The organism is Ruminococcus sp. NATIVEDY161, assembly GCF_045819895.1.
In the GTDB taxonomy this organism is placed as follows: Bacteria; Bacillota; Clostridia; order Oscillospirales; family Acutalibacteraceae; genus Ruminococcoides.
In genome coordinates this window covers 1859692-1882758 of the sequence record NZ_CP162392.1, presented here as the reverse complement: position 1 = coordinate 1882758, position 23067 = coordinate 1859692, and the positions used below count along the sequence as shown (strand labels likewise).

Below are 23067 nucleotides of genomic sequence, written 5' to 3'. Positions count from 1 at the left end.
TAGTCTCTGCTCATTAACCGCACGAAACGGATATGAGGTTATTTTTCAGCTTCAGCAGCATTGATATTACGTCGTACAGGAATCCCAAAAATCGGCGCAAAGAACCTCTTGCTAATTTTTCGAGGTTCAATACCAGTAGGGAAAGCGCAATGGAACAACGGGTCGTTGTATCGAGCTTCGTTCTGATGAGTCCCAAGCCGCAGCATCTCTTTGCGAGGCTGAAGCCTCGCTCGACTTCGATACGATCCGTGTTATCACTGTATGCAGTTTTGCGTTCCTCCGGCGTCGGTTCTTTTTTTGGACGCCCCAAAGCCGGACCGGATATACGGATACCCTTGCTCTTGCAGAAAGCTCTGTTGTTCCGATTGCGGTATATCTGATCGACCAGCACCCTTTCGGGATAGCGTCCGGTTCGCTTGCGGTATCTCTCTATTGCCGAGATGAGCACATCCGCTTCATTGTAAGCGTCAAAGGATAATCTCTCTAACCGTGCGAATCCGTTTTCATCAATGCTCATATCCAGCTTTGCACCGAATTCTACCGGAGCTTTTGCTTTGCCGCGCACGATGGGTCGGATATACGGCTGAGAAATACTGACGATGCGGTCTTTGACGCTGTGAACATTGTTGTCATACATGTACTTTTGCTGTTCATACAGCTCTTTGATGACCGTTAACCGCTTGGCTTGCTTTTCGGTAAGAACTACTCCGTTGGCTAATACAAACATATCGATATAGCCGAGGTCTCGACGAATATACTGAAGCTGCTGCTTGATCGCCTTGCGGATCTTTTTCTTGGTACGCTTTTTGCATTTCGCCAAATTCAGATAATCTTTTCTCGCGTTTTTGCGATACATCCTTGGCTTGTAAAAATTGTAGGTATAGCAGATATCGTCTATGATGGATTCAAGATTTTCTCTTGCCTCGTTCAGCAGATTGATGTCCTGCGGGTAAGAGATGTTCTGAGGAGCACAGGTAGCGTCAAGAATCAATGTGCCTTTGTTGTCTGCTTCGGATTTCTCATTCTCTTTGCTTTCAGCATCCTCGCCGCCATCGGAGTGACTGTTGTTATCCGAATCATCGTCTTCATTGTTTTCAGGCAGATTGAATTGGATCATCATTTCGTTGATGTCTTCAAGGATGTCATCTGTCAGACGTTTGCGAAACTCTACCAAAAGTGACGGCGCAAAAGGCGCTTCATAAGAATATCCCGGAAGTCCGATAAAGTATTGGTAGTAGGCATTCTCCTTGATTTGCTCGACAAGCTCACGGTCGGAATAATCATATTTCTTCTGGATCATCAGCGACCCGAGAGCTGTTTGTAAAGGTTTTGCCGGCATACCGGTCTCGCTCGGAAACAGCGCGGCATATTTTATCTCGATGTCGTACCACGGTATACTCGCAGCCTTCTTTACCCAGCGGTTCTCAGGATCCATCTGCATCCCTGCGGGCTGATTGAAATCTGTAAAACTCATTTGTTGATTTCTATGGAACTTATACATACTGTCCTCTAACTTAAGTGCAAGCTTTTTTATTGCTCTTGATTATTTTCTTGCACTTATTATAGCACATTTCGATGAAAAATGCACTGTTTATCGAGAATTTTACTGATTGCTTGTTTTGAAGGCAGTGACTAATTACAGGCAGAATTTTTTTGTTCGAAAGCCTGAATTCTCCCGACGAATGTGAGATTGATTCAAAGCCGATAAACGCCCACGGCCCTAAAATTGCAATTCCAAGCACCTGCATAACAGGCGATCTGTTCTGTGCAAACGCAGGCTCGATTCCCGAAATACCTCCGCGATGGAGCACAACAGCAGTGAAGCAGGCGCATACGAGCAAAAACAGCCCGAGCGCAAATATGAGCTGGAACCATTTTGCCACGCGCTTGCTGAAAATGCAGATAAGCGTCGCCGCGGATATCAGCCCGAACGAAAGCAAAACCTCACCCATATAGACGGTGTAGCCTGCAATCTCGTACGAAAAGCCGAAGCAGAAAACATCTCCGAACAGACACCGCACAATAAGCGACAGCGCCGTGGCGTTTGCCCAGGCGACAGCGATGTATGCGAGCAAAAGCATCCACGCGCAGATAAAGCCGTGGTCGTGGCCGAGAATCTTGTTGGCGTAGATGTACGAGCCTCCCGGACCTGGATATCTTCTCATCAGGCAGTAGTAGTTAACGCCGATGGCTGACATTATCAAAGTGCCGATTGCCAGTCCGATAACCGTTCCCCACGGTCCGGCGGCAGGCAAAAAGGTCGTTCCCGGCATTACAAAGGCTCCCCAGCCCACTGCACAGCCGAACGACAGTGCCCATACCGCAGGCATTGAAAGGTATTTTGTCATTCCGGGCTTTTCCCTGAATTTTCCGAAAATTTTAATCATTGGTTTCTCCCGACAGTAAGTTGCTGTTAATCAATCAGTTCTTCAAGTGTTGAATAAAGCCGGCTCGGCTCGACAGGCTTTGACAGATGAGCGTTCATTCCCACCTGGAGCGAACGCTTAACATCCTCGTCAAAGGCGTTTGCCGTAAGCGCGATAATCGGTATTTTACGCGCGTCAACGCGGTCAAGTCCGCGGATTGCCACGGTCGATTCGAGCCCGTTGCGGTCGGGCATTTTCCAGTCGACAAACACAAGGTTGTACGGCTCGTGCTTTGCGTGATTAATCTCCATAGCCTTTAGCGCTTCCGCTCCCGATGCAACTGTGTCGCAGGAAATTCCGATATTCTCCAAAACAAGGCTTGTGTTCTTAAGCGCGATTTCGTCATCGTCGATAACAAGCGCCTTTACAAGGTTGGGATCAAACTCCTTTTTGTTGCCCGGTCTGTCGCAATCCTTTAGCGTAACGGTTACCTTGAAGGTTGAGCCCACGCCCTTTTTGGAATCAACGGTAATACTGCCGTTCATCATCTCGACGATATTTTTGGTAATCGCCATTCCGAGGCCTGTGCTGCCGTAGCGGTTACTGCGGCTCGAATCCTCCTGAGTGAATGCGTCAAAAATGTTCGGCAGGAAGCTCTCGTCCATACCGATTCCCGTGTCCTTGATTGTAAACCTGATGGTTGATTGGCTGTCAAAGTACGCGACCTTTTCAACCATAAACGTCACCTTTCCGGGCGGATTGGTAAACTTTATCGCATTCGATAGGATGTTTATTATAATCTGTTTTAGCTTTGTGTCGTCGCCAAAGTACCATTCCTCGGTATCGCAGCTGTATATAAACTCAAACTCAAGCCCCTTGTCGCGGCACTGCGACTGCGTCATAATTTTAATCTGTTCGATTACCGAGCCGAAGAGGAACTCCTCCTTGCGCAGAGTCATTCTTCCCGACTCTATGCGGCTCATATCGAGAATATCATTGATAAGGTTGAGCAGGTGTCCGGCGCTTTCACCGATTTTTATGAGGTAATCTCTGGTCTGCTGCGACAAATCCTTGTCCCTGAGCGCAATGCTGTTAAGTCCGATGATGGCGTTCATCGGGGTTCTGATTTCGTGGCTCATATTCGAGAGGAACGAGGTCTTTGCGGCGTTCGCCTGCTCTGCGGATTTCAGCGCGTCGGCAAGGATTTCGTTTTGCTCGTGCTCATGGCGCAGAACGTCCGTGACGTCGGATTTGAGCAGAAGATAAAACTTTGTGTCCTTGTCAACGGCGTAGTATGTAAACCGCTTGTAGTAGATATCGCCGTCGATACGGCAGACTACGTTTACGGTGTAGGATTCGTTATTTTCGAGGTTCTTTTCAATCTCATCAACCGACAGCGCGGATTTCAGTTCGTCGATATCGTGAGCCTCGGTGTAGGCGGATTCAAGCACATAGTCGCGGATATAGTCGGTGTAAACGCCGTTGCGGCTCTTGGGGAAAATACTGCCCTTTCCGATTTTTTCGGCGTCGCCTATAACAACGCTGTAGTTGTTGTCGACGATATAGGCAACCATATCGTACTGCTGAACAAGCACCTGCACCTCAGACGCCTTTTCGTTGTTATACTCGTTTTCGAAAGCTGTTCAACCGCGAATTGTAAAAGCCGTCCTTGTCAGCGCCTACACGGTCTGAGCTGTAAAGGTCGATTCCCTTTACCTCCTCAATCACTCCCGAGGAGAGGTTGATTATGCAGGCGGAAAGGCTGTTATCCGCGGCGGAGGCGTAACGCTCCATTGTTGCGGTGTATACGTTTGAGCGGCGGTAATCCTCCTGCTGAGCGAGGTAATTTTCCGTAATATCTCCGATAAAAACGTAGAACACCTCGCCGTAACCCGGAAAGCCTGCAAAGTGGCCGTAATCCTCCACCCTTCTTATGCTTCCGTCGCGGCGGATAATTCGGTAGGTAACGTAATCGCGGTTTTCGCTGCTCTCGGATGAAATCTGATTGGTAATGGAGCGGTCGACCTCTTCATAATCGTCCGGGTGCACCATTCCCCTGAAGGTAAAGCCTGTAAGCCCCTTGAACTCATCGAGGTCGGCACAGCCGAAAATCTTGAATACAGCGCCGTTGGCGTACAAAATCTCGGTGCTCTCATCAGCGCGGTAGATAAAAAATCCGCCCGGGATCTGCTCGCCTATCCATTCTATTGAGGAAGAGAAATCTTTCCCTGTAAAAAATTGATTGTCATTTTTCATTTATATCACCGTATAAAACCCAAAAATTATACATTATTTATTATAATACATATTGACAAAAAGAGACAACACAAATCAGCAATTTAATATGAGGTAATCACAAAATGTCCGCGTAACCGAAATGAGTTTGTTAATTCGGAGTATTTGATATTGATATTTTTCCGGATTTATAGTAAAATAGAATTTAAGAGAAATATCCGCCCATGGCGCAGCTGGATAACGCAACGGATTCCGATTCCGGAGATCGGGGGTTCAAATCCCTTTGGGCGGGCCAAAAACAAATCAGAGTACCATTCGGTACTCTGATTTGTTTTGCCCAAAGGGATTTGAACGGGCGTTAAAAAAACAGTGCAGTGCACTGTTTTTAGCCCGACGAGCTACACCAACCTCTACTCCCCACACGCCGCAACAAACGAGCTGAAACGCTTCGCAAGCAGGAACGTACTTTGGGCGGGTTGCGTAAGCAACCAAAGGGATTTGAACGGGCGTTAAAAAAACAGTGCAGTGCACTGTTTTTAGCCCGACGAGCTACACCAACCTCTACTCCCCACACGCCGCAACAAACGAGCTGAAACGCTTCGCAAGCAGGAACGTACTTTGGGCGGGTTGCGTAAGCAACCAAAGGGATTTGAACGGGCGTTCCAACACGTGTCATATGCAGTCATAACAGCAGATTTATTTATGATTTCTTGTTTAAATACCACCTTTTTACTAACAGCACATTAAACAAATACTATTTTGACTTTTTGTGCACACTCTCTAAAATATGCGCATTTTAAACAAAAGCACAGCCTTTTATTAGTTAAACGTGAATAAATTTTAGAACATTATGATTTTGCTTGATTTTTAAATTCATTTCTGCTAATATATTTTTGCTCTAAGGCGGCAGCAAGAAAATACATATGATGTTTTCGGCATGCTGCCGCGGAACATGTTTATATTTTTGGGGAGGAATATTTTATGACAAAGACAAGTAAAGCTTCTAAAATTACAGCAATCGTTTTATCGCTCGTTATGTTTCTCGGAGCATTCGCTATTGCAGGTACGGCTACAGCAAGCGCTGCAACCGACAGAGTAAGCCTGTATTCTTCAAGCGTATCGTTCTCAAAGTACGGCGGCGCAACCTACGAGGTTTATGTTAAGACAAACGATAATGCAAATAACCAGACGGTAACTATCCACTACAACTACCTCGACACTATGGGTTGGCAGGATACAACTGCAGCTTATGTTACCTCGCTCAACGACGGTTCAAAGATTTGGAAGGCGAGCTTCTCGAGCTTCAACTGCAAGTATGCAATCAAGTACGAGGCTGACGGCCGGATTATCTGGGACAACAACAACGGCAAGGATTACACAGGCAGCGATGTTGTCGGCACAGCTCCCGTAGCTGTTGAAAGACTCGGTTACCAGTACAACACCGAGAATTATCAGATTAACGCGGTTCTCCAGAATTACGCTTACCACAAAAATGTATTCGTAAGATACACAACCGACGGTTGGAAGTCTTATCAGGACAAGGCGCTTAACTATGTTCAGACAAACGCTAACGGTTCTGAGACATGGAGCACAAAGGTAAACGCTAACGGTTCTGATTTCCAGTATGCAATTTGCTATCAGGTAAACGGCACTGAGTACTGGGCTAACAACTTCGGCGCAAACTACGACTTTTCTTACTGCATCCACCACTAATTTTAATCCATAATAAAACAGCCTTTTCGGTTAATTCCGAAAGGGCTGTTCTTGTTTTAAATGATTTCATATCCGCTGTCAGAGAGCGCCTTTTTCGCCTTGTTTACATTTTCACTCTTTACCAAAATGTAGTCGGTATTGTAGGTCGATACAGCGAAAATTCCGATTTTGTTTTCCGCCAAAACCGCCGACACCTTCGACAAAATTCCTGTCAGTGAAAAGTCGAGCACGCCCTCGATCCTAAAGGCGCGCCAGCCATCCTCACGCTCGAGCGTGTTTTCGGGAACGTTCTCTGTCTCGCATACAAGCGAGAACTCCTCATCGGTTTTGCCGATAAAATAAATTTCACCACCGGGCTTTAACTCGGCTCCATCGGTGAGCTTGCACAAGGTAAAATCATAATCAAAAAATTTAAGCTTCATAATAAATTCTCCGTTCGTTTTATACTATTATACAAAAACAACGGCGAAATGTAAACTACAGAGTTTTGACGGTCTTTTTGTATGCAGGCTTCATTAGCAAAACCGCAACCGCAGCGGTGATAAGCTCCGCAACCGGGAAGGTCAGCCAGATTAGCCATGCGTTGCTTAAATCGCCGTTTACAAAGCCCGAGAACAGCCACGCGACAGGCAGAACAAGCACAAGCTGGCGCAAGAGCGATATAATCAGCGAAGATAAGCCCTTGTCGAGCGCCTGGAGCATCATTGAAATTATAATCGGCAAGCCCATTTTGAGCATAAGCTTGCCGACGAGCATTACCGCCATTTTGTTATCCATAAAATACCTCCGTTTTAATCAAACGCAAAAAAGGCGTAAGCCCGGAAAATGCCGGACTTACGCCTTAGTGCTGCTCACATTGATTGGGATTATATCATATTTTTAAGTAAAAATCAAGCGGTCAGTGGCTTGGCACCGTTTAATCCGACAGCTCCTCCCAGATTTCGTACTGCTTTTCCTGCTCGGAATTCAGCTGTTCAAGCTCATTTGTCAGCTCAATCAGCCTTTCGTAATCGCTCGCGACCTCCTCGGTAGCGAGCAGAGCGGATACCCTCTCAATCTCGCCGTCAAGGCGTTCAATCTCTGCCTCGGTCTTTTTCAGCTTTGTCTGACGCTTGCGTTCCTCGCTCGCCCTTTGCTTGTTCAAAAAGTACTCGTTTTGAGGTTTTTGCTTAGGCTTTTGCTCGGTGGAAGTCTCTGCCTGATTTTCCGTCTTAACATGCTCAAAATAATAATCGTAGTTGCCGAGGTACTCCTTAACGCCGTTTTTGTCGAGCGCGAGTACACGGTCGGCAAGCTTGTTGATAAAGTAACGGTCGTGGCTGATAATCAGCAGGGTTCCGCCGTATTCGAGCAGGGTATTTTCGAGCTCCTCACGTGAGGCAGCGTCAAGGTGGTTTGTCGGCTCGTCAAGGAGCAGGAAGTTACTGCCCTGCAACATCAGCTTTAAGAGCGACACCCTCGCACGTTCGCCGCCGCTCATCTTTGAAAGCGGCTTGAACACATCGTCGCCCTTGAACAAGAACGCCGCCAACGCCGAGCGCACCTCGGTTTGCGTAAGGTTCGGGAACCTGTCCCACACCTCGTCAATCGCGGTTTTGCTGAGGTCGAGGTTCTGCTGCATTTGGTCGAAGTAGCCGGGCATTACGTTTGCGCCGTACTCAAACTCTCCCCTATCCTGCGGAATTTTTCCGGTCAGGATTTTAAAAAGAGTGGTTTTTCCGCAGCCGTTTTCTCCGAGGATGAACACGCGCTCACCCTTGCGGATATGTATGTTTACGTCGGTGAAAAGCTGTTTTTCGCCAAAGGCTTTTTCGATATTGCGGCAGATTAAAACGTCATTTCCGCTCTCGAACTTCGGCTCAAAGCGGATTCGCATTGTCTCAACCTCGCTGTCGGGAGCGACAAGCTGAGCCTTGATACGGTCGGCTTCCTTTTGACGGCTTGCGGCGGTGATGAAGTTTCGCTCTCTGCCCCAGCGCTTTTGCTGCTCGACAATCCCCTCGATTCGCTTAATCTCCTTGATGTCGTTTTCATATTTATTTTTCAGCGACTCGTTGTACGCCTGCTTTTTCTTAACAAATTCGGAGTATGCGCCCTTGTAGCACATCGCCTTTTGGTGCTCGAGCTCAACGGTTTTGTTGGTTACGTTGTCGAGGAAGTAACGGTCGTGGCTGATGATAATCATAGCGCCCTTGAAATCGCGCAGAAAGTCCTCGAGCCAGCCTACGGACTTGATGTCGAGGTGGTTTGTCGGCTCGTCAAGGAGCAGGAAATTGCTCTCGGAAAGCAACAGCTTTGCAAGGCAGAGCTTTGAGCGCTGTCCTCCGCTGAGACTGCCGACCTGCATATCAAAGTCCTTTTCCGAAAATCCAAGGCCGAGCAGCGCCGATCGCGTGCGGCTTTTGTAGGTAAGTCCGCCGCGGTTTTCGTACTCCTCAATCAGCGCGGTCTGCCGCTCAACGAGCGAGCTTAAATCGCCGCTTTTGTTCTCTATCGCGGCGGTGACCTCAGCGGTTTCGCGCTCGACGTCCATTAAGTAACCGAACACCGACACGAGCTCGTCAAAAACGCTGACCTCGGGATTTTTGCAGGAATGTTGTTCCATATATCCCACGCGCGTGTTTTTCTCAAACGCGACGGTTCCCGATGTGGGCGAAAGCTCTCCGCTCAGCACCCTGAACAGCGTGGTTTTTCCTACGCCGTTCGCACCGATAAAGCCCATTTTATCGCGCGCTTCAACGTCAAAGCTGACGCCCTTAAACAGCGTTCTGTCAACAAAGGTAACCTCTAAATTCCTGACAGATAACGACGGCATACACTCGCTCCTTTCAAAAGTTTACCCTGTTATTGTACCTTAAAAAACGAAAAAGAGCAATACAAAATTAAAAATATGCCAAAGGTTTACGAGCGCGTAGAGGGCAATTCCGATGTAAATAATGATGTCGGCGGCAAGGCTTTCTACTCCGCCTGACAGCCTGTAAATCACGCTGCAAATAAAAATCATACCGAGCGGCAGGACAGCCTTGATTATAAAAGCCGACCAAAAGCCCGTGATTAAGCCGCTCATAAGCGGATTCGCCTCATAAAATCTTCCGCTCAGCAGCAGAGCCTCGGTGCACAGCCAGTCGATTAAATTGAGAAGATACAAAAAAGCGAGCTTTTCGTAAAAGCTAAAGCCCCTTTTTGCGCTCGACGGTGAAATCTTGCCCGATAAATCCACAGGCAACACATTTTGTTTGATACCCACGGCATAACCTCCAAACTTTTTTATTAGTTTAGCCGCTAAAGCGCGATTAATTCATAGGCAAAACGCGAAAAGGATAAAAACGCGAATGAGGTTTTTTGAAAAAAGTGTTGACAACTCACGCAGTTTGTGATATATTAATTAGGCACTAAAATTTATTTGCTGGTGTAGCTCAGTTGGTAGAGCAGCTGATTTGTAATCAGCAGGTCGGGGGTTCAAGTCCGTCCACCAGCTCCAAGAAGCCTACTTGGTAAGAGGTAGGCTTTACATATGGGAGAATTCCCGAGTGGCCAAAGGGGGCAGACTGTAAATCTGTTGCGCTTCGCTTCGGTGGTTCGAATCCACCTTCTCCCACCAAAAAACAGAGTACGTATTACGTACTCTGTTTTTTCGTGAAAAAAAGAAGGTGGATTCGAAGGCGACTGTGCCGAGCACAGCGAGGCAAAAACGTCACAGTGTGACGTTTTTAAGGAGAGCGGTAAGCGCGCGGTTTCCCACTTAACACACCGCAAGTGGCGCGTAGGAAGTTTTGTAAAGCAGAAGCGCAACCTTCTCCCACCTATATTCATATAAAAAGGCGGACTAATCAAAGTCCGCCTAAATTAATATATTTTCAACTTTACTCCGCGGCGTACTTTTGAATTTCAGCCGCGTCGAGGATATCAACCGTGCCGTCGGCGTTTACGTCGGACACCGCAAGCTGCTCATCGTTGAGCTCAGTCCTGCCGGAAGTGTATTTTTGGATAACTGCCGCGTCGATAACGTCAACCTTGCCGTCGCTGTTTATGTCGCTGTATGCGGCGCGGTTCAGGGGTTCGCCTGCCCAGATATACTTAAATTCCGGAATATAGCTAAAGCTTTTCCACGTCAGAATGTTCGAGAAAACCGCGGTGTAGTCCTTTGCGCTGTCGTAGGAAGAAATTGTCAGCACCTCGGTTTGCGCCTTCCAGTCGGATGAAAATACAACGGTGTACTTGTGCTCGGGATTAAGCTCAATTTCGTGTTCGTCAAGGTCAAAGCGCCAAATATCCGAATCAATATCCTTTGTCATCGCACCATTTTTTGAACCCCATTTGGCGACTTCCGTCTCATCGGTCAAGTCGTAAATATAACAGAACATCTTATCAAAATCCCTGAATGTTTCGCTGTCGATTTCAATGCTTATATACTTATGTGCAGTCTCGGCAAAAGCTGTTGTAAAGCCTGCGCATATAATTGTGATTGCTACGGTGGCTGCAAGTGCCGCGCAGATATATTTTTTTATTGTCGATTTCATAAATAACATCCTTTCGTAAAATTTCATTATGTCCACTTGTAAACCGAATTTGTTGTTCCCGTAACCTCGTCGTAGGCTTTCTTACCCGTATAAACAGCGGTGTACGCCTTTGCGGTATCGAACGATTCTATCGTGAGCGGTTCTGTCGCCGTGCCGCAGTCGTCAATAAAGGTAATGCTGTACTTGCGTCCGGAATACATAACAACCTTCTGGATTTGTTCGTCAAAGCTAAATCTCCATGTATCCGAGCTGCCCGATTGTTTCAAAATACCGCGATTTATGACAACATATCCTCCTGTTTCGTCATAGATTTCGCAGAAGAATTTTTCGGCATTCTCATAAAAAGTCTGTTTATCTACCTTTATGTTGAATGTTGCCGTGATTTTCTCATCGGATTCTGTAGTCTCAGTCACGGCGGTTGCCGCCGGTTCCGTGTTTTGCACGGCAGAGCTTTGAGGTGTTGACTGCACCCTTGTGTATTCCTGATTTTGCGCAGGCTCTGTACCTTTGCTCCCGCTTTTGTTATCGGAGCCTCCGCGATTTTCCGCGGACGGCGCTGTATTGTAAGCGTTTGTCGGAGCTTCGGTTTTTGGCTGAGCGGTAGTTTGCTGGACGCTGTAAACTTTTTCCTTAGGCTTCGGCATTTGATTGGGATTATTGCCGCCGAAAGAACCTGACGCCGCAGCCGCTCCTGCCGCGCCGATTACAACAGCGCACGCCGCTCCGATTGCCGCCGCCTTAAGCGGAAAAGAGCCTGCCGCCTTGACCGGGTTAATCGAGGCAAGCTTTACCGCGCCTGACTGAGTAGCGTAGGGAATGAGAATATTTTTCTGCGTTTCCGCGCCCTCGATAAGGCTGAAAGATACCAGCGACATCGGCGGTACCGCGCACGAAGCGAGAGCCGCTCCGCCGTACTGCTCGAGGTGCTTTTTCATCGTCTTGCGCGCCGAGTGAAGTCGGCTTTTGACGGTGTTTTCGTTTAACTCCATGGTTTCGGCGATTTCCTTTACGCTCATTTGATTGAAGTAAAACATCATTACGCTCTCGCGTAAAAGCTGAGGCGCTCTCGCGTAAAAGCTGAGGCAAAGCCTTGACAGCTTTGCGGACATATCCGCAAACCTCGGAGGTTTCCGCAGACTTTGACGGACAGATTTGCTCGTTTTCGTCGGCAAAATCCCACGTGCCCTCGTCAAGACTTAAATTGTCCTTTGAGCGAGTCAGCTTTGTTTTGCAATAATTTGATGTGATTGTTTTTATCCAGCCCAAAAACGCCTTTGGATCGGCAAGCGAATCGAGCTTTTTCAGCATTGTTAGTAAAATATCCTGTACTGCGTCCTTCGATTTCTCCTCATCTCCCAACAGGGTAAGGCAGTAATAGTAAATATATCCGCTCACCATATTGACAACTTTGTCAAGTGCCTTTTGGTTTCCGCCCTGCGCCTTGGCAACAAGCCGGGTGAGCTTTGCGTTATCTATTTTGAATTTCGGCTGTTTGTTCATTTTATCCTCACTTCCCTCTTTTTTGCCCTGTTCATTAAAAAGGACTCGGGAGTTTAAAAAAGGTTTGCAGTTTTTTTGGCGCATTGTAAAATGAGGTTGCAACAATAAAAAAATAGTCCATAGGGACAATTCTGTAGTAGAATTGAGTTTACGCTCACCAATTCGAAAGGAATCATCACTATGGACAACCCTAATTGTAGCACGGAACACAAGAAATATCAACACCTGTCTTCTGAAGAACGACACATAATTGAAGTGCGCTTCAATGAGGACAAGTGGACGATCTACGCAATAGCCAAAAGTCTTGGCAGACCATACAACACGATCAAAAACGAGATCAACCGTGGTACGGTATATCTCTACAACGGAAAGATAGCCAGATATAAGGCTGACAAAGGCGAGGAAGCATATCGTGAACATCGCAAGAACAGCTGCCGCAATTACCGTTGCCTTGAAACTGCAAAGTTTCTCAGATATGTTGAAGATCAGTTTTTCGATGAAGGATGGTCGTTGGACGCCGCAGTAGGTCACGCAAAAGCCAACGGACTGTTTTCCTCTAAAGAAATGGTGTGTACCAAAACGCTGTATAACTATGTTGATTCAGGTCTGCTTAGAATCAAGAACATCGATTTGCCTGAGAAACTGTCGAGAAAGACTAAAACCAAGAAAGATCGAGAAAGCAAGCGAAAACTCGGCAATAGTATTGAGCAGCGTCCTGACATAGTGGATACCAGAGAAGAATTCGGACACTGGGAAATCGATAGTGTGATCGGCAGGAAGGTCGAAGGCGAATCTCAGGTGATGACAATAGTCGAGCGCAAGCTTAGAAAGTCCATATGGATCAAGGTGAGAAATCACTCTGCCGAAGCGATAGATGAGGCGCTATCCGCTCTGATTGATCAGTTCGGAGATAAATACAATGAAGTATTCAAAAGCATTACCGGTGATAACGGATCCGAATTCGCTAACCTCTCTCAGATTGAATCAAAAGGCATAGCCGTATATTTCACTCATCCGTATTCGTCCTACGAAAAAGGAACTAACGAGTGCCACAACAAAATGCTGCGCAGATTTATACCGAAGGGCAAAAGCATTGACGACTACAGCGCTGACGACATCCTCTACTTTGCGGATAAGATCAACAACCTGCCCAGAAAGATTCTGGGCTACAGAACCCCGGAAGAGCTGTTCGAGCAGGAACTCGACCGCATATATGCTGCCGCGTGAGCCGCGTCGCCGCGAGTTTTTCGAGGGAGGAGCGTAGCGACGAGCGAGGAAAACTCGCGGCGATCTACTACAGACTCAAAAAATGTTGCAACTTGCTATTGCAATTTGCGAAAAAATTTGCAATAATATTCTTTCGATTTTACGTTAGCACTTATAAAAATTTTATAAGAGTTATTACACCTGCCGTTATAAGAATTATTACACCTGCCGTCTGCTTGAAAAGTAGATTGATATGGTGTATAATAAAGGGTGAGGTGTTTTTCTTGAATATAAACGTCGGAGATAAACTTGAAATGAAAAAGCAACATCCGTGCGGCGGCAGGACCTTTACCGTTTTGCGCGTGGGGATGGATTTTAAAATCCGCTGTGACAACTGCGGACGCGAGGTTATGGTTCCGCGCAAAAAAGCAGAGAAGAACATCATGAATGTAATTACGGAGTAAGTTATGTTTGAAAGAATAGAGATTTTTGACAAGCGGTATTCCGAGCTTAACTCGCGGCTTTATGAGCCGTCGGTGGCGTCCGACCCCGAGGAATACCAGAAGATAATGAAGGAAATCAAGTCGATTGAGGAGCTTGTGCAGACCTACCGCGAGTATAAAAGCGCAGTGCAGTCCGAAAAGGAGAGCCTTGAAATTTTAGAGGATTCGTCGGATTCCGAGCTTAAAGAATTGGCGCAGGCTGAGCTTGACGAGGCTAAGGAGAATATTGAAAGGCTGTCCGAACAGCTCAAAATTTTGCTCCTGCCCAAGGACCCCAACGACGAGCGAAACGTAATTATCGAAATCCGCGGAGGCGCAGGCGGCGAGGAAAGCGCGCTGTTCTCGGCGGTATTGTTCAGAATGTACTCGATGTACGCCGAAAAGCGCGGCTACAGGGTTGAGGTTATCAATGCCAACGAGACCGAGCTGGGCGGCTACAAGGAAATTTCGTTTATGATAGAGGGCGAGGGCGCGTATTCGCGCTTTAAGTTTGAGAGCGGCGTTCACCGCGTTCAGCGAGTGCCGGAGACCGAGAGCCAAGGCAGAGTTCATACCTCGACAACCACCGTTGCGGTGCTCCCCGAGGCCGAGGATGTTGAGCTTGAAATCGACCCGAAGGATTTGAAGATTGACACCTTCCGTTCGAGCGGCGCAGGCGGTCAGCACATCAACAAAACAAGCTCCGCCATCCGCATTACCCACCTGCCGACCGGCACGGTTGTGGAATGTCAGGACGAACGAAGCCAGTATAAGAACAAGGACAAGGCGCTTAAGGTGCTCAAAAGCCGTCTGCTTAAGGAAAAGCAGGACAAACAGGCGAGCGAAATTGCCGAAAACCGCAAATTGCAGGTCGGCACAGGCGACAGAAGCGAGCGAATCCGCACCTACAACTATCCTCAGGGCAGGCTGACCGACCACAGAATCGGTCTCACGCTTTACAAGCTCGAGGACATCCTCAACGGCAACCTCGACGAGGTAATCGACGCGCTGATTACCGCCGACAGAGCCGAAAAGCTGAAAGAGAGTATGGAACAGAATTAAAATGAAAACGCAACTGTTTACCAATACACCCGAAAATATAATTAAAACCGCCGAAATTCTGAAAAAAGGCGGACTTGCCGCTATCCCTACCGAGACGGTCTACGGACTTGCCGCGGACGCGCTGAACGGCGAGGCGGTAGCGAAGATTTTTGCGGCAAAGGGCAGACCGATGGATAATCCGCTGATTGTCCACGTCGCGGAGTTTGAGGACATCGAGCGCTTCGCTCTTGTCCGCGAAATTCCCGAAGCCGCGAAAAAGCTCGCAAAGGTTTTTTGGCCCGGCCCGCTGACGATTATTATGAAAAAGGGCGGCGTTATTCCCGATGAAGTTTCCGCAGGGCTTGACACCGTGGCAATCCGCCTGCCGAGCCACCCCTCGGCAAGAGCGATAATCAAAGCCGCGGACACTCCGCTTGCCGCACCGTCGGCTAACCTTTCGGGCTCGCCCAGCCCGACCACGGCACAGCACGTGATGAACGATATGGACGGCAAAATTGACGCGGTGTTTGACGGCGGAGCGTGCGGCGTTGGCGTTGAGAGCACGGTAATCACGCTTGCAGAGGATACTCCGAGGCTTTTGCGCCCGGGCAAGGTAACACTTGAAGAACTCCGCGAGGTTTTAGGCGAGGTCGAGCTTGACAGCGCCGTGCTGAACAAGCTTAAAGACGGTCAAAAAGCCGCCAGCCCGGGAATGAAATACAAGCATTACGCGCCGAAGGCGAACGTTATCCTGCTCAAATGCACGGACGATGAATTTACTGACTACGTAAACCGCTGCGGCGGAAGCGGCGTTGCCGCCCTCTGCTGCGACGAGGACGTTGAAAAGCTGTGCGTAAAGTACATTTCGCTCGGCAAGCGTAACGACTATGAAGCTCACGCGCAAAGGCTGTTTGACAGCCTGCGGAGAATTGACGGCTACGGCAATATCGTGACGGTTTACACCCGTCTGCCGTCCACCGACGGCGTGGGACTCGCCGTTTACAACCGCCTTATCCGCGCGGCAGGCTTTGAGGTGATTGACCTTGAAAAGAGTTAAAATAATCGGCTTAACCGGTCAGAGCGGCGCAGGTAAAAGCACCGCGGCTCAGGTTTTTGAGCAAAACGGCTTTGCCGTGATAAACGCCGACAGCCTTGTAAAAAGGGTGTACGAGCAAAACGAATACTGCCTTGACGCGGTAGCCGCGCGCTTCGGCAGCGACATTATAAATCCTGACGGAACGCTGAACAGAAAGCTCCTTGCAAAAAGGGCGTTTAGCTCTGAGGAAAACACAAGGGCTCTCGGCGGAATTGTCCATCCCTTTGTGCTCAGCGAATTTCTTAATGAGCTTAAAGCCGTTAACGGCTATGCGGTTTTTGACGCGCCGCAGCTTTTTGAAAGCGGAATTGACGTTATTTGCGATACTATCGTGAGCGTTGTCGCTGAAGAAAGCACAAGGCTTGCGCGCATTATGAACCGTGACAGCATTACAGAGTGTGAAGCACGGCAGAGAATTAACGCGCAGTTCAGCGAGGAATTTTTCAGAGCAAATTCCGATTATATTATAGAGAACAACACTGACGGCGGCTTGGAGCAAAAAACGCTTGAGCTTATCGCCGTGATAAAATCGAGGTGATGTAATGGCGCAGAGAGCACGCCGTACAAGAAAACGCAACACGAAAAAAGGCGGAAAGGTTAAGGTCGTTATAATCTCCATTGTCGCGATAGCGCTTGCCGTGACAGCGGTGTTTGCGGCGACGCACTTTTATAAAACAACCGAGAACAACCTTGAAAAATCCGCTTATCCGCTTGAATACACCGACCTTGTAAACAAGGCGGCAAAGGAATATAACCTTCAACCCGCGCTCATTTACGGAGTTATACATACAGAGAGCCGCTTTAATCCCGATGCGGGTTCGTCAGTCGGCGCGGTAGGACTTATGCAGATTATGCCCGAGACCTTCGACTGGCTCCAGGAAAAGCGCGGCGAAGCAGGTAAATACACCACCGAGGATTTATACACGCCTTCGGTGAACATCGACTACGGAAGTTATCTGCTCAGATACTTTTTGGACTACTACGGCAACGAAAAATGCGCCGTTGCGGCGTACAACGCCGGTTTTGAGGTTTCAAACTGGCTGGAGGATCCCAACTGCAGTCCCGACGGAATGACGCTTGACGTTATTCCCTACCCCGAGACGAGCGAGTATGTGGTCAAGGTTGAAAACGCCAAGCAAAAGTATATTGAGCTGTATTTTTCATAAAATAAGAACGGAAAGGAAGATATAAATGGCAGAGGAAAAGACAAAAACGCAACTCCTGCGCGAGAGCGTTTTGATGGAGGAAAACAAGCAGAAAAAGCTGACAGCCGAGGTTATCGAAAAGGCTGACGGCTTTTGCGAGGGCTACAAAAAGTTTTTGAACAAGTCGCCCGTTGAGCGCGAGGCGGTGGAGTATTCGCTGGAGCTTGCAAAGGCTAACGGCTTTACCGAGTACAATCCCGAGGAAAGCTACAAGCCCGGCGACAAGGTATATTATGTGAACCGCGGCAAGGCAATTGCACTTGCGGTTATCGGCAAAAACGGCGTTAAAAACGGCGCTCGTTTGGCGATTGCCCACATCGACTCACCGAGGATTGACCTTAAGCCCAATCCGCTTTACGAGAGCAACAAGCTTGCGCTTTTCAAAACCCACTACTACGGCGGACTTAAAAAGTACCAGTGGACGGCAATTCCGCTGACGCTTCACGGCAGAGTTGTGAAGCTCGACGGCAGCACCGTTGACATCATCTGGGGCGATAACGAGGACGAGAGCTGCTTCTGCGTCACCGATCTTCTCCCCCACCTTGCTCAGGAGCAGGTAACTAAGCCGATGGCAAAGGCGTTTACCGGCGAGGATTTGAACGTTCTTGTTGGCTCACGCGCGCTTGACGAGGCTGAGGACGAAAAGGAGCTTGTAAAGCTCAATGTTATGAAGATTTTGAACGACAAGTACGGCATTACCGAGAACGACTTTTTGTCGGCTGAGCTGTGCCTTGTGCCGAGCTTTAAGGCGAAGGACATCGGCTTTGACAGAAGTATGATTGGCGGCTACGGCCACGACGACAAGGTCTGCGCTTATCCTGCGCTGATGGCGGCGCTCGACGCGGAGACTCCCGAGAGCACCTGCATTACCTACCTGACCGACAAAGAGGAAATCGGCAGCGACGGCAACACCGGTATGCAAAGCGACTTTTTGCGTTACTTTATCTACGATCTCGCGGCTCAGGACGGAATTCCCGGCTACCGCGCAATTTCAAAGAGCACCTGCCTTTCCGCCGACGTTAACGCGGCATTCGACCCGACCTACGCTTCGGCATTTGAGGCGAAGAACAGCTGCTACATCAACGACGGCGTGGTAATTTCAAAGTACACGGGCCACGGCGGAAAGTACGATACCTCGGACGCATCGGCGGAGTATATGGGACAAATCAGGTCGCTGCTCGAAAGCAATGACATCGTTTGGCAAATCGGTGAGCTCGGCAGAGTTGACCTCGGCGGCGGCGGTACAATCGCGAAGTACGTTGCCAATATGAACGTGGATGTAATCGACCTCGGCGTTCCGGTGCTTTCAATGCACGCGCCGTTCGAGATTGTATCAAAAACCGACGTGTATATGGCGTACAGAGCATTTTACGAGTTTTTTATGCAATAAAAATTTGATATAATAACATTAGGGGCGGTCAATGACCGCCCCATCATTTTTTATTTAGCTCGGCAACGCCGAATTTAGCTGCGGCGCAAGCCGCAATTTAGCTTTAATACGCTTGTAATTCCGAAATCGCCTTCGCCGCGTCGTCAGCCTTGAATACGGCTGTTCCTGCCACGCAAACGTCAACGCCTGCCTCGGCGCACTGCGCGATTGTGGCTGAGCCGATTCCGCCGTCTGCCTCGATAAGCATATCAATGTTTCTGCGCTTACATTCGTCCTTAATCGCCCTTACCTTCGGCATCATATCAGCCATAAAGCTCTGACCGCCGAAGCCCGGTTCAACCGTCATAACAAGCACCAAATCGAGCCTGTCGAGGTACTCAAAAACCGACTCCGCAGGGGTGTTGGGCTTGATTACAAGGCCTGCCTTTATTCCGCGCGATTTAATTTTTTCAATCGTCTTGCTTATATCGGAATCGCACTCTACGTGGAAGGTGATTATGTCCGCGCCGGCGTCGGCAAAATCGTCGATGTACTTTAGCGGATCGCTGATCATCAGATGAACGTCGAACGGCTTGTCCGTGAACTTTCTGACGCACTTTATTACCGGAGCGCCGAAGGTGATGTTCGGCACAAAATGGCCGTCCATAACGTCAAGGTGCATCCAGTCGGCGCCTGCCTTGTCCATTCTTTCGAGCTCGTATCCCATTTTTGAAAAATCGCATGATAAAAGCGACGGAGCTATCTTCATTTTATCCTCCAAATAATCTTACGGCGCATTCCGCACGACATAATTGTGCGGTGTTGCCTTTATACTAAGGTTTTTGAATTGCAGGGGCAAGTATTGCCGCGGCTGCCCAAAACAGCGAATAAATCAGCACCTCGAGCGTGCCCATAACCTCAACTCCGGCGTAGAGCGACAGCGTTGCGGCTATCAAAATTCCGATAATTATCGCGGCAAGCTGAATGATAATCGCAATCGAGATGTTGCCCTTAATGCGCACGCTTCCCGATACCGCCCTTGCGAGCGACGAAGCCTTGCCGTGGGTGATGAGGTACGAACGCGAGGTTTCCTCGGTCACGCCCTGAGCCTCTTTGAGCACGTTGCCGAGGCCTGTGGGCAGAACCTTAATGCTGCGGTAGAAAAGGTTGTAGAGCTTTGCGATAAGCTCGTCGGTGATGTTGTAATCGGTGGTTCTGATAAGGAAGCTTATGCCGTTTGCCTCTGCTCTCTGCATCTCGGTTTTAAGCTCGGGATCGGCGTGGTACTTGGTGACAATCATCGCGACAAGTCTGCCTGCGCGTGAAAGATAAGTTACCTGACTGCCTGCCGAGGTGTATTTTTCCTCGTACTCTTGAGTCGGAGCGTCAACCCTGTACTTCTCCATCAGGTTGCGCGAGCCCACCAAAATACGCTCGCCGTTTATCCAGCCGACAAGTCCGAGGTCGTCCTCGTAGAGCACGCTTTCAACCTCGGGAAGCTTTTCCTTAGTCTCGTTAATAACCGAATCAAAGGCGTTTGCAAGCGGATTTTGCGCCTCTTTCAAAATGGCGATTCCGCAGAGGAGCGACTCGTCAACATTGTAGTCCTCAAAGCTTTTGATTCCCTCGAGGTCGATTGACTCGGCAGGGAAAAGCTCGTTGGCGTCCATCATAATCGCGGTGCTGTCGCAGAACTGCTTAATTGACGGATAACCCGCAAGCATTGCGCCGTAGCCGTTGAGGTTCTTGCACAAAAGCTTAATCGGCAGATTGACCGCGATAAGCGTTGAAACGGGAATCGCGAGCGATGTAATCAGCGACAGGGTATTAACCGCGTCGGAGAATGAGAACTTTACAACGCCGTAGAGCAGGGCGATGATAATCGCGGCTAAAGAGGTAATCGGCGCGAGCTTTGACGCCAAGTCCTCGCTGGGGTCGGGCGCGTAAGAAATTTTTAGGAAGTTGGACGGAAAATCCGTCTTGTGCTGGTAAGCGATAAGGGTTTTGTCGGAAGGCGTGCCGCTGAGCATTTTGTTGGCGACAGCCTCGTTGTTGTAGATTTTCGCCGCGTACTTTTGTCCCTTGGCTGAGACAAAGCGGAAGTTTTCCTTAACCCTGAGCACCATAATCAGCTTGCCAAGGTTGTTTGCGAACAGCGCCAAAAGCACGACTACAATGTAGTAGTTGACCTTGAAGCCCGACATATCACCGAGGCAGAAGAATGAAACAAGCGTCTGCACAACGGCGCTTATACACGCGACGGAAACCGCCGTGTCGGAATTGCCCTTGAAGCGCACAAGCGGCGTTAAGCCGTTCATCAGCGCCACGCGGTTTGCGAAAATCGAAACTCCGATTAAAATTAAATTAAACACCGCGTACGCCGCAGGCGCAAAGGGAATTGCGCCGATAATGCCCTCGGGAAACACCCTTGTCAGCACTGTCAAGATTATTGAGATAAACGCGATTATGCCTGTGGTCAGGCTGCGCATAAAGAGCTTTTTGATATTGTGGTTGAGCTCGTATTTAATACTTTTTTCGTCGTCCTCGCCGGTGTAGTCCTCAATCGGCTCGGTCTTTTCCTGCGGAACGTCAACGTCGTCGGACTCGTCCTTTGAGAAAAATCCCACAACCGCCGACAGCACCTTTTCCTGCGCTGTGCGGTCATCCTCGGGCTTGTCGTCATCTTCCGGGGTACGCTTGGGCTCAGGTCTGATAACGTGGGCGATTACCGAGGGATTTTTTGAGCGGATGTACTCGCCGTACTCGCGCTCGACAACCTCGGAGAACCTGCCTGCCTTTACGTTGAGCGTATTTTTCGGCTCCTCGGGGCGGTAAACCGGAACCTTCGAGACCACCTTTTTAGGCGGCTTGCCGTCGGAGGTGTTCTTAATCTTGAACAATTCCTCGTACTTGCTTTTTTCCTCGGCTTCCTTTTGCTCCTGAGCCTTTTTATAATCCTCGCCGTCGACGTCAATGTCGATTGAGTCGAAGCTTTCAATCTCGTTATTTTCGCGGAAGGTGTCCACCTCACCGAGCACCTCACCCGAAAACTGCGTGTCCTCGTCGTACTCGGGCTTAAGGGTGACGATTTTTTCTTCCTCAGCCTTACGTGCCGCTTCCTCTGCCGCCTTTTTAGCCGCTTCCTCAGCCTCTTTTTCAAGCTGCTCGGGGGTTTTGATGTCCTCCTTGCTGCCGTCCATAATAAGCTCGGTCTGCATTGTCGCGGCGGTTTTGTCACCGACAATCGCGTTGCTGTCGTCGGGCTTTTCCTTGTCCATGTCGAGCGGATTGTCGTTTTTGAGCCTCGGCTTTTTGTCGGCGTTACTGTAGATGTCAGCCATCTTCGGCTTTGCGCGGTACTTGTCCGCGATTTTTTTCATCTTCTCGTCGTCGGCAAGCCTGTGCGTCTCGTCAAGTATGCTCTGAATTTCAAGCTCCTTTAGCAGGTCGTTTTTCTTTTCCTGCTCAATGTTTTGATCAGACAAGCTTTTCACATCCTTTCCTGTGTTTTACCTTCCCTTTGCCGCGTGGTACATCAAAATTCCAGCGGCTACTGAGGCGTTCAGCGAGTTGATTTTGCCCTTCATCGGAAGCGACACAATCACGTCGCATTTTTGGCGGACAAGCCGGGAAATCCCCTTGCCCTCGTTGCCTATAACAATGGCGCATGCGCCTGATAAATCGCATTTTGTGTAGTCCTCGCCGTTCATATCGGCGCCGTAAATCCAAACTCCGCGGTCTTTGAGCTCATCAAGCAAGCTCGCGATGTTCGTAACCCTCGCGACTCTCATATACTCAACCGCGCCTGCGGAAGCCTTGCCCACAACGTAGCTGAGTCCTGCGCTGCGACGCTTGGGGATAATTACGCCGTGAACTCCGGCACATTCGGCGGTTCTGATAATTGCGCCGAGGTTGTGTGGATCCTCAATCTCGTCGAGCACGACGATAAACGGAGATTCGTCCCTGCTCTCGGCATATTCAAATATTTCGTCAACGCTGCTGTAATCCTTGACGGCGGCAAACGCCGCAATTCCCTGGTGAACCGACGAGCCCGTGATATAATCGAGCTTGGCGCGGTCAACCTCTTTGACAGGAATCTGTCTGTCCCTCGCCTTTGCGAGAATTCCGACCACCGCTCCGCTTTTTTCGCCGCGTGCGACAAGAATTTTGTCAATCGGTCTGCCCGAGCGGATAGCCTCGCTGACAGGGTTCCTGCCGGATATAACGTCGGATTTTGCTTCGCTGTTGCTGTCTTTCATATTGTTTCACCTTATTAAACTATATTCCAATATATTATAGCACATATTTTATGATTTTAACAGACCTTTGCGCAA

At 48.9% G+C, this 23067-nt stretch carries 21 protein-coding genes, 3 tRNA genes and 2 pseudogenes; 11 read left to right on the top strand and 15 right to left on the bottom strand.

Features of this window, described 5'->3' with window-relative positions; translation table 11 throughout:
• Window positions 1-13: 13 nt before the first annotated feature.
• The 4 genes from AB1I50_RS09015 to AB1I50_RS09000 are packed head-to-tail and all read right to left on the bottom strand — an operon-like array spanning window position 14 to window position 4622.
• On the bottom strand, window positions 14-1501 hold the full coding sequence (locus AB1I50_RS09015) for an IS5 family transposase (RefSeq protein ID WP_407723075.1): 1488 nt from the start codon (window positions 1499-1501) through the stop codon (window positions 14-16).
• A gap of 13 nt (window positions 1502-1514) precedes the next feature.
• The gene (locus AB1I50_RS09010) at window positions 1515-2387 is read right to left on the bottom strand and encodes an APC family permease (RefSeq protein ID WP_407723711.1); all 873 of its coding nucleotides are present in this window, start codon (window positions 2385-2387) and stop codon (window positions 1515-1517) included.
• A gap of 26 nt (window positions 2388-2413) precedes the next feature.
• Window positions 2414-3967 (bottom strand): ATP-binding protein, encoded by a 1554-nt coding sequence (locus AB1I50_RS09005; protein ID WP_407723710.1) that lies wholly within the window; start codon window positions 3965-3967, stop codon window positions 2414-2416.
• 19 nt (window positions 3968-3986) lie between these two features.
• On the bottom strand, window positions 3987-4622 hold the full coding sequence (locus AB1I50_RS09000) for a PAS domain-containing protein (protein WP_407723709.1): 636 nt from the start codon (window positions 4620-4622) through the stop codon (window positions 3987-3989).
• Between the two features lie 197 nt (window positions 4623-4819).
• Between AB1I50_RS09000 and AB1I50_RS08995 the strand changes: the two genes are divergently transcribed.
• Both AB1I50_RS08995 and AB1I50_RS08990 read left to right on the top strand, forming a co-directional pair.
• Window positions 4820-4896, top strand: a tRNA-Arg gene (locus AB1I50_RS08995).
• 686 nt (window positions 4897-5582) lie between these two features.
• Window positions 5583-6314: a carbohydrate-binding protein gene (locus AB1I50_RS08990; protein ID WP_407723708.1), complete on the top strand. Its 732-nt coding sequence runs from the start codon at window positions 5583-5585 to the stop codon at window positions 6312-6314.
• Window positions 6315-6370: 56 nt separating this feature from the next.
• Here AB1I50_RS08990 and AB1I50_RS08985 read toward each other — a convergent pair whose 3' ends face one another.
• The 4 genes from AB1I50_RS08985 to AB1I50_RS08970 all read right to left on the bottom strand — a co-directional run bounded on the left by AB1I50_RS08985 (window position 6371) and on the right by AB1I50_RS08970 (window position 9561).
• Window positions 6371-6736, bottom strand: coding sequence for an ACT domain-containing protein (locus tag AB1I50_RS08985; RefSeq protein WP_407723707.1), 366 nt, complete (start codon window positions 6734-6736; stop codon window positions 6371-6373).
• A gap of 55 nt (window positions 6737-6791) precedes the next feature.
• The gene (locus AB1I50_RS08980; protein WP_407723706.1) at window positions 6792-7091 is read right to left on the bottom strand and encodes a hypothetical protein; all 300 of its coding nucleotides are present in this window, start codon (window positions 7089-7091) and stop codon (window positions 6792-6794) included.
• Window positions 7092-7230: 139 nt separating this feature from the next.
• A complete protein-coding gene (locus AB1I50_RS08975) occupies window positions 7231-9129 on the bottom strand; it encodes an ABC-F family ATP-binding cassette domain-containing protein (protein ID WP_407723705.1) in 1899 nt (632 codons plus the stop codon).
• 39 nt (window positions 9130-9168) lie between these two features.
• Entirely contained in the window at window positions 9169-9561 is a 393-nt protein-coding gene (locus tag AB1I50_RS08970) for a DUF5658 family protein (protein ID WP_407723704.1), read from the bottom strand.
• Window positions 9562-9719: 158 nt separating this feature from the next.
• On the opposite strand from AB1I50_RS08970, the gene AB1I50_RS08965 reads away from it, so the two are divergent.
• Window positions 9720-9795, top strand: a tRNA-Thr gene (locus tag AB1I50_RS08965).
• A gap of 35 nt (window positions 9796-9830) precedes the next feature.
• A tRNA-Tyr gene (locus AB1I50_RS08960) sits at window positions 9831-9915 on the top strand.
• A 262-nt stretch (window positions 9916-10177) separates the two neighbouring features.
• On the opposite strand, the gene AB1I50_RS08955 is transcribed toward AB1I50_RS08960, so the two are convergent.
• The 4 genes and pseudogenes from AB1I50_RS08955 to AB1I50_RS08940 form a co-directional block, all read right to left on the bottom strand.
• A complete protein-coding gene (locus AB1I50_RS08955; RefSeq protein ID WP_407723703.1) occupies window positions 10178-10834 on the bottom strand; it encodes a dockerin type I repeat-containing protein in 657 nt (218 codons plus the stop codon).
• A 26-nt stretch (window positions 10835-10860) separates the two neighbouring features.
• Window positions 10861-11769, bottom strand: coding sequence for a hypothetical protein (locus AB1I50_RS08950; RefSeq protein WP_407725350.1), 909 nt, complete (start codon window positions 11767-11769; stop codon window positions 10861-10863).
• Window positions 11770-11811: 42 nt separating this feature from the next.
• A pseudogene (locus tag AB1I50_RS08945) lies at window positions 11812-11943 on the bottom strand (hypothetical protein); the annotation flags it as partial.
• A 112-nt stretch (window positions 11944-12055) separates the two neighbouring features.
• Window positions 12056-12334 (bottom strand): annotated as a pseudogene (locus AB1I50_RS08940) (RNA polymerase sigma factor); the annotation flags it as partial.
• A 180-nt stretch (window positions 12335-12514) separates the two neighbouring features.
• Between AB1I50_RS08940 and AB1I50_RS08935 the strand changes: the two are divergent.
• The 7 genes from AB1I50_RS08935 (at window position 12515) to AB1I50_RS08905 (ending at window position 18754) form a co-directional block, all read left to right on the top strand.
• The gene (locus AB1I50_RS08935) at window positions 12515-13561 is read left to right on the top strand and encodes an IS30 family transposase (RefSeq protein WP_407723623.1); all 1047 of its coding nucleotides are present in this window, start codon (window positions 12515-12517) and stop codon (window positions 13559-13561) included.
• Between the two features lie 263 nt (window positions 13562-13824).
• The gene (locus AB1I50_RS08930; RefSeq protein WP_407723702.1) at window positions 13825-14004 is read left to right on the top strand and encodes a DUF951 domain-containing protein; all 180 of its coding nucleotides are present in this window, start codon (window positions 13825-13827) and stop codon (window positions 14002-14004) included.
• Window positions 14005-14007: 3 nt separating this feature from the next.
• Window positions 14008-15084 (top strand): peptide chain release factor 1, encoded by a 1077-nt coding sequence (gene prfA / locus AB1I50_RS08925; protein ID WP_407723700.1) that lies wholly within the window; start codon window positions 14008-14010, stop codon window positions 15082-15084.
• Window position 15085: 1 nt separating this feature from the next.
• Window positions 15086-16120 carry an L-threonylcarbamoyladenylate synthase gene (locus AB1I50_RS08920; protein ID WP_407723699.1) on the top strand — a complete coding sequence of 345 codons (1035 nt, stop codon included), beginning with the start codon at window positions 15086-15088 and terminating at the stop codon, window positions 16118-16120.
• Window positions 16107-16697, top strand: coding sequence for a dephospho-CoA kinase (gene coaE, locus AB1I50_RS08915; protein ID WP_407723698.1), 591 nt, complete (start codon window positions 16107-16109; stop codon window positions 16695-16697). Before AB1I50_RS08920 ends, coaE begins: the two co-directional genes overlap by 14 nt.
• Window positions 16698-16701: 4 nt before the next feature.
• Window positions 16702-17325 carry a lytic transglycosylase domain-containing protein gene (locus AB1I50_RS08910; RefSeq protein ID WP_407723696.1) on the top strand — a complete coding sequence of 208 codons (624 nt, stop codon included), beginning with the start codon at window positions 16702-16704 and terminating at the stop codon, window positions 17323-17325.
• Window positions 17326-17350: 25 nt separating this feature from the next.
• On the top strand, window positions 17351-18754 hold the full coding sequence (locus AB1I50_RS08905) for an aminopeptidase (protein ID WP_407723695.1): 1404 nt from the start codon (window positions 17351-17353) through the stop codon (window positions 18752-18754).
• Window positions 18755-18857: 103 nt separating this feature from the next.
• Here AB1I50_RS08905 and rpe read toward each other — a convergent pair whose 3' ends face one another.
• The 3 genes from rpe to rlmB all read right to left on the bottom strand — a co-directional run bounded on the left by rpe (window position 18858) and on the right by rlmB (window position 22992).
• Window positions 18858-19502, bottom strand: a complete 645-nt coding sequence (rpe, locus tag AB1I50_RS08900; RefSeq protein ID WP_407723694.1) for a ribulose-phosphate 3-epimerase — start codon at window positions 19500-19502, stop codon at window positions 18858-18860.
• Window positions 19503-19566: 64 nt separating this feature from the next.
• Window positions 19567-22218 carry an HAD family hydrolase gene (locus AB1I50_RS08895; RefSeq protein ID WP_407723693.1) on the bottom strand — a complete coding sequence of 884 codons (2652 nt, stop codon included), beginning with the start codon at window positions 22216-22218 and terminating at the stop codon, window positions 19567-19569.
• A gap of 24 nt (window positions 22219-22242) precedes the next feature.
• On the bottom strand, window positions 22243-22992 hold the full coding sequence (gene rlmB, locus AB1I50_RS08890; protein ID WP_407723692.1) for a 23S rRNA (guanosine(2251)-2'-O)-methyltransferase RlmB: 750 nt from the start codon (window positions 22990-22992) through the stop codon (window positions 22243-22245).
• Window positions 22993-23067 lie beyond the last annotated feature (75 nt).

Coding starts and splice junctions, on each gene's coding strand:
- AB1I50_RS09010 (WP_407723711.1), bottom strand. CDS start 2,387: ATGATTAAAATTTTCGGAAAATTCAGGGAAAAGCCCGGAATGACAAAA.
- AB1I50_RS08935 (WP_407723623.1), top strand. CDS start 12,515: ATGGACAACCCTAATTGTAGCACGGAACACAAGAAATATCAACACCTG.
- AB1I50_RS08980 (WP_407723706.1), bottom strand. CDS start 7,091: ATGGATAACAAAATGGCGGTAATGCTCGTCGGCAAGCTTATGCTCAAA.
- AB1I50_RS08990 (WP_407723708.1), top strand. CDS start 5,583: ATGACAAAGACAAGTAAAGCTTCTAAAATTACAGCAATCGTTTTATCG.
- AB1I50_RS08955 (WP_407723703.1), bottom strand. CDS start 10,834: ATGAAATCGACAATAAAAAAATATATCTGCGCGGCACTTGCAGCCACC.
- rlmB (WP_407723692.1), bottom strand. CDS start 22,992: ATGAAAGACAGCAACAGCGAAGCAAAATCCGACGTTATATCCGGCAGG.
- AB1I50_RS09015 (WP_407723075.1), bottom strand. CDS start 1,501: ATGTATAAGTTCCATAGAAATCAACAAATGAGTTTTACAGATTTCAAT.
- AB1I50_RS08975 (WP_407723705.1), bottom strand. CDS start 9,129: ATGCCGTCGTTATCTGTCAGGAATTTAGAGGTTACCTTTGTTGACAGA.
- AB1I50_RS09000 (WP_407723709.1), bottom strand. CDS start 4,622: ATGAAAAATGACAATCAATTTTTTACAGGGAAAGATTTCTCTTCCTCA.
- AB1I50_RS08910 (WP_407723696.1), top strand. CDS start 16,702: ATGGCGCAGAGAGCACGCCGTACAAGAAAACGCAACACGAAAAAAGGC.
- rpe (WP_407723694.1), bottom strand. CDS start 19,502: ATGAAGATAGCTCCGTCGCTTTTATCATGCGATTTTTCAAAAATGGGA.
- AB1I50_RS08950 (WP_407725350.1), bottom strand. CDS start 11,769: ATGAAAAAGCACCTCGAGCAGTACGGCGGAGCGGCTCTCGCTTCGTGC.
- AB1I50_RS08985 (WP_407723707.1), bottom strand. CDS start 6,736: ATGAAGCTTAAATTTTTTGATTATGATTTTACCTTGTGCAAGCTCACC.
- prfA (WP_407723700.1), top strand. CDS start 14,008: ATGTTTGAAAGAATAGAGATTTTTGACAAGCGGTATTCCGAGCTTAAC.
- AB1I50_RS08920 (WP_407723699.1), top strand. CDS start 15,086: ATGAAAACGCAACTGTTTACCAATACACCCGAAAATATAATTAAAACC.
- AB1I50_RS08905 (WP_407723695.1), top strand. CDS start 17,351: ATGGCAGAGGAAAAGACAAAAACGCAACTCCTGCGCGAGAGCGTTTTG.